Origin of the sequence: Corallococcus sp. RDP092CA (genome assembly GCF_041903675.1) — a bacterium.
Taxonomy (GTDB): Bacteria; Myxococcota; Myxococcia; order Myxococcales; family Myxococcaceae; genus Corallococcus.
Genome location: NZ_JAYESI010000197.1, coordinates 1 through 240 on the forward strand (window position 1 = coordinate 1; position 240 = coordinate 240).

Consider the following 240-nt stretch of genomic DNA (forward strand, 5'->3'; position numbering starts at 1 on the left):
CATACACCTCCGCAATGAGCCGCAGCACTTCTTCGCACGCTGGCGCGAATTGCTTCGCCTCGAAGAATTTGCGGCGCACGTGCGCCCAGCAGAAGGCCAGCGTCGCGGGGGAGGGCCCGTCCGGGCCCGACTTCGTCGCCGTCTGGTATGCCGCGTACCCATCCACCAGGACGACTCCGGCGTAGTCACCCAGCACCGTCCTGGCCGTCGCGCCGGAGCGGCTGGGGAGGATGCGGTGGA

General features: G+C 68.8%; 1 protein-coding gene. It reads right to left on the reverse strand.

Annotated features, from left to right (window positions below; all coding sequences use genetic code 11):
- Positions 1-240, reverse strand: a 240-nt coding sequence (locus U8525_RS34740) for a transposase (RefSeq protein WP_374271013.1), incomplete at both ends; no start/stop codon positions are given.